The 4,808-nt window shown below is 68.2% G+C and carries 5 protein-coding genes; 4 read left to right on the top strand and 1 reads right to left on the bottom strand.

The window, feature by feature from the left end; translation table 11 throughout:
* The 4 genes from AC2W7C_RS13470 to mscL all read left to right on the top strand — a co-directional run.
* Positions 1–350, top strand: a 350-nt coding sequence (locus tag AC2W7C_RS13470; RefSeq protein ID WP_486001893.1) for a (d)CMP kinase, incomplete at its 5' end; no start/stop codon positions are given.
* Between the two features lie 157 nt (positions 351–507).
* Entirely contained in the window at positions 508–2,211 is a 1,704-nt protein-coding gene (gene rpsA / locus AC2W7C_RS13465) for a 30S ribosomal protein S1 (protein WP_486001892.1), read from the top strand.
* Between the two features lie 241 nt (positions 2,212–2,452).
* Positions 2,453–2,734 carry an integration host factor subunit beta gene (locus tag AC2W7C_RS13460; RefSeq protein WP_486001891.1) on the top strand — a complete coding sequence of 94 codons (282 nt, stop codon included), beginning with the start codon at positions 2,453–2,455 and terminating at the stop codon, positions 2,732–2,734.
* Positions 2,735–2,747: 13 nt separating this feature from the next.
* Positions 2,748–3,155 carry a large-conductance mechanosensitive channel protein MscL gene (mscL, locus tag AC2W7C_RS13455; RefSeq protein ID WP_486001890.1) on the top strand — a complete coding sequence of 136 codons (408 nt, stop codon included), beginning with the start codon at positions 2,748–2,750 and terminating at the stop codon, positions 3,153–3,155.
* 152 nt (positions 3,156–3,307) lie between these two features.
* Here mscL and AC2W7C_RS13450 read toward each other — a convergent pair whose 3' ends face one another.
* Positions 3,308–4,453, bottom strand: coding sequence for a GNAT family N-acetyltransferase (locus AC2W7C_RS13450; RefSeq protein WP_486001889.1), 1,146 nt, complete (start codon positions 4,451–4,453; stop codon positions 3,308–3,310).
* Positions 4,454–4,808: the final 355 nt, after the last annotated feature.

Here is a 4,808-nt window from a genome sequence, read left to right as displayed (position 1 = left end):
CGTTCCAGAGGGCGTTCGCGGCCCAGCCGGGCGGGGCGGTGCTGGACGGTCGCGACATCGGCACGGTGATCGCGCCGGACGCCACGGCCAAGCTGTTCGTGACGGCGACGCCCGAGGTGCGGGCGACCCGGCGCTGGAAGCAGCTGACGGCGCGAGGGACCGACATCGCCTTCGAGGATATGCTGGCCGACATCGTGCGCCGGGACGAGCGGGACGCCGGCCGGGGCGCGGCCCCGATGGTGCAGGCCGAAGACGCCGTCTTGCTGGATACGACCGAGATGGGTATAGAGGCCGCCTTCGATGCGGCCCGCCGTATCGTCGAGGCGGCGCGCGCGAAACACGGTCTCTGACCGGTCTCGCAAATCCAACGCTCCCATCCTCGGCTTCCGCGGGCGTTCTGGCTGACTTTCCGCCTCGCGTCCCGACGACCTGACTCTCTGAACCAACCACTTCGCGCGGGACCATTCGGTCGCGCGCCATAGCCCTTTTCTCCAACCCCAGAGTTACATGACCGACACCCTCTCCCCCACCCGCGACGATTTCGCCGCCCTCCTGGACCAGCAACTGCAAGGCCGCGACCTCGGCGAAGGCCAGGTCGTTCACGGCCGCGTCGTCGGCATGGAAAAGGACATCCTGATCATCGACGTCGGTCTGAAGACCGAAGGCCGCATCCCGGCCCGCGAATTCGGCATCGGCGAAGGCGCCGTGATCCCGAAGGTCGGCGACAACGTCGAAGTCTATCTGGAGCGCGTCGAGAACGCCTTGGGTGAAGCGGTCATCAGCCGCGACAAGGCCCGCCGCGAGGAAGCCTGGACCCGCCTGGAAGTCGTGTTCGCCGACGGCCAGCCGGTCAACGGCACCATCGTGGGCCGCGTGAAGGGCGGCTTCACCGTCGACCTGGGCGGCGCCTCGGCCTTCCTGCCCGGCTCGCAGGTCGACATCCGTCCGGTGCGCGACGTCGCCCCGCTGATGGGCAAGGAACAGCCCTTCGCGATTCTGAAGATGGACCGTCCGCGCGGCAACATCGTCGTGTCGCGTCGCGCCATCCTGGAAGAAGCCCGCGCCGAACAGCGCACCGAGCTGGTCGGCCAGTTGCAAGAGGGTGAAGTCCGCGAAGGCGTGGTCAAGAACATCACCGACTACGGCGCGTTCGTGGACCTGGGCGGCATCGACGGCCTGCTGCACGTCACCGACATGTCGTGGAAGCGCGTCTCGCACCCGAGCCAAGTCCTGGCGGTCGGCGACACCGTCAAGGTGCAGATCGTCAAGATCAACCCGGACACCCAGCGCATCTCGCTGGGCATGAAGCAACTCCAGGCCGACCCGTGGGACGGCGTGGAAGCCAAATATCCGGTCGGCGCCAAGATGTCGGGCCGCATCACCAACATCACCGACTACGGCGCCTTCGTGGAGCTGGAAGCCGGCGTCGAGGGCCTGGTGCACGTCTCGGAAATGTCGTGGACCAAGAAGAACGTCCACCCCGGCAAGATCGTCTCGACCTCGCAGGAAGTCGACGTGGTCGTGCTGGACGTCGACGCTTCCAAGCGCCGCATCTCGCTGGGCCTGAAGCAGGCCCAGGACAATCCGTGGGACGCCTTCGTGGCCGCTCACCCGATCGGTTCGACGGTCGAGGGCGAGGTCAAGAACGCCACCGAGTTCGGCCTGTTCATCGGCCTGGACAACGACATCGACGGCATGGTGCACCTGTCGGACCTGGACTGGAACGTCTCGGGCGAGGAAGCCATCCAGCGCTACCGCAAGGGCGAAACCGTCAAGGCCAAGGTGCTGGACGTCGACGTCGAGAAGGAACGCGTCTCGCTGGGCATCAAGCAGCTGGGCGGCGATCCGATCGAGGGCGACACCTTCAAGAAGGGCCAGCAGGTCACCGTCACCGTGACGGCGATCGAGACCGGCGGCATCGAGGTCAAGTTCGGTGAGGACGACGCTCCGGCGACCGCCTTCATCCGCAAGTCGGACCTGTCGCGCGACCGCAACGAGCAGCGCACCGAGCGCTTCTCGGTCGGCGACCGCGTCGACGCCATGGTCACCGGCGTCGACAAGGCTTCGCGCCGCGTGTCGGTGTCGATCAAGGCCCTGGAGATGAAGGACGAGCAGGAAGCCATCGAGCAGTTCGGGTCGTCGGACTCGGGCGCTTCGCTGGGCGACATCCTGGGCGCCGCCCTGCGCGAAAAGGCCGGCTCCAAGGAGTAAGCCTTTCGCCGCGGGCGAACGAATGGGGCGGCCGGAGGGATCCGGCCGCCCTTTTTCGTGTTCGAAACTGAAAAGGCGTTGCGGAACTTCTGTACGGTTTCCGACCTTTAACCTACAATTCGCGGGCGGATCGGGCGGTTGGGCCTTTTTCGCCGGAGGCGCGAGAGCTAGGGTGGGCTTGCATCCTCGAACGGGATGCATCCGTATGAGCGCCGGGCTGGCTGAACAGGGCGGGGGCTGCATGATCAAATCCGAGCTGATCGAGAAGCTCGCCGGAGAGAACACGCATCTGACCCATGCCGAGGTCGAGCGCGTGGTCAACGTCGTGCTGGGCCGCATGGTCGAGGCGCTGGGCGACGGCGGGCGGGTCGAACTGCGGGGCTTCGGCGCCTTCTCCGTCCGGGGACGGCCGGCCCGGGCGGGACGCAATCCGCGCACCGGCGAGGCCGTGGACGTCCCGGCCAAGGCGGTGCCGTTCTTCAAGAGCGGCAAGGAGCTGCGCGAGCGGCTGAACGCAGACTGAGCGGAGGCCCTGGATGGGACTGGCGACCGAGTTCAAGGAATTCATCGCGCGCGGCAACGTCGTCGACCTGGCCGTCGGCGTGATCATCGGCGCTTCGTTCGGCAAGATCGTCACCAGCCTGGTCGAACAGGTGGTGATGCCGCCCATCGGGCTGCTGCTGGGCCGGGTGGACTTCTCGAACCTGGAGTGGGTCCTGGTCCCCGAAGACCCGGCGACCACGGCCGTCGAGAAGGTCGCTATCCAGTACGGCGCCTTCATCAACACCATCATCCAGTTCCTGATCGTCGCCTTCGTGATCTTCCTGATGGTCAAGCTGGTGAACAAGATGCGGCGCGAGCAGGCGGCGGAACCCGCGGCGGCGCCGACGCCGACCGAGGCCCTGCTGGCCGAGATCCGCGACGAGCTGAAGGCGCGGCGGTAGGCCCGTCCCGACGGCCGCCGCCGGCGGCGACTGGTGATTAGTGGCTAGTGGCTAGTGGCTGATGCGGGAGCGAGGGTGTCCCGCCGGCCGCCATCGGCGAGCCAGCACCCACTGATCACTCGCCACTTCACAGGCTCCGGCGGCGAGCCGCCTCAAGCCTTCGACCGCGTCGACGTCGCTGGGATCGGGCGGCGGATGCGGGCCAGTTCGGGGATCGGAACGGGCCTGAGGCAGAAGGCGTAGTCGCCGTCCCAGGGCGTAGGGGCCCAGAGGCCGGGCGAGGGGGCGTCGGGCGCGAACATCACATGGCAGTGTCCCCAGCCGCCTTCCCGGCGGGCGGTGTCGGCGAAACGGCCGAGGCGGGCGAGCATCTGCGGCGCCACCGTCTGCAGGCGCAGCTTGGCGGCGCCCATCTGGCGCGCGGCGCCCTTCAGCGCTGTCATCAGCGTGGGGACGGCGTCGTCCTGGCCGGCCAGGGCCTGCAGGTCGACGATCTCGAGCACCGGGGGTTCCAGGATGTTGCCCTTGGCCATCATGGCCAAGGCGTAACCGGCCAGGGCGCCGTCACGCTCCAGGCCGAGGATCAGGGGCCGCTGCGTCAGGTCGGGGTCCTGAAGACGCCAGCGCAGGACGGCCGGGCTGCGGTCGGACAGCAGACCGCCCTCGGCCTTCAGCGCCGTCCAGAAGTCGGCGTAGGGGGATTTATCGCCAAAGTCGGTCAGGGGGACGACGCCGGCTGGAAGCGAGAGACGCGGGGTGCGCCACAGCCGGTCGTTCATCAGCTGTTCGCCCAGGTTCGAGACCGGGCCGGGAGCGAGATCGTAGAGCGCCTTCAGGGCGCGCCCGAAGATCAGGGACACGGGGGCGACAGGCCAGTTCAGCTTCAGGGCGTGGGTGGCCTCTGGCCAGGGGTCCATGCCGTGGCGGGCGTAGAGGGGATGCGACAGGGTGTTGGCGTTGAAGGTCCACAGGGCGAACAGGCCCTGCTGGGCGGTGAAGGCGCGCAGCATCTCGCGACCCGTCCCGCGGACGGACGGCAAGACGATGATCGAGAAGCCGGTCGCGCCGTACAGGATCCGATCGCCCAGGTGGAAGCGCTGAATGAAGTTGCCGACGTGGGCGGCCAGCTCGCCGTCGGGGCCGTCGGCGACCCAGCCGGCGGGAGCGTCCGTCTCGAGCCGGGCCGGATTGGCGTGCAGCCATCGCCACCCGGCCAGGGAGCGCGGCGGCCAGCCCACGCTGCGGTGAAGGGCCTGCACGCCAGGGTAGTCGGTTTCGGCGATCGCTCTGAGGGTCATGGCGGGGATGTCCCGTTTCGAGAGCGAAGCACGCTCACGGTCTCGCCGTTGCAGGGAACGGGCCAGGATCACAATCCCAGGTAGCGGTGAAGCTTGCGAGGCGTGCGTGGGAGCCTGCGGAATTTGACTCCATCCGTCGTGGAACAAATAATGAACATTCAGCCTTCCGATGACCCATGCACTCGTTCTCCGTCCCCGCTCCGAACGCTTTCCCAGAGGCGGCCGCGCCCCTGGAGGAGGTCTGCGCGGCCGCGCCCCGGGACATGGCGGCCACGTTCCTGTTCGCCTTGTCGCGACGGGCCCCGAGGGACGCGCGTCCAGCGCTGGCGACGGCGCCGAGGGCCTGGTTCGCGGA

Source organism: Brevundimonas sp. CURTG3B2_SDJG, from assembly GCF_057364705.1.
The sequence above is the reverse complement of the archived record's forward strand: the minus strand, read 5'-3'. Positions and strand labels throughout refer to the sequence as shown.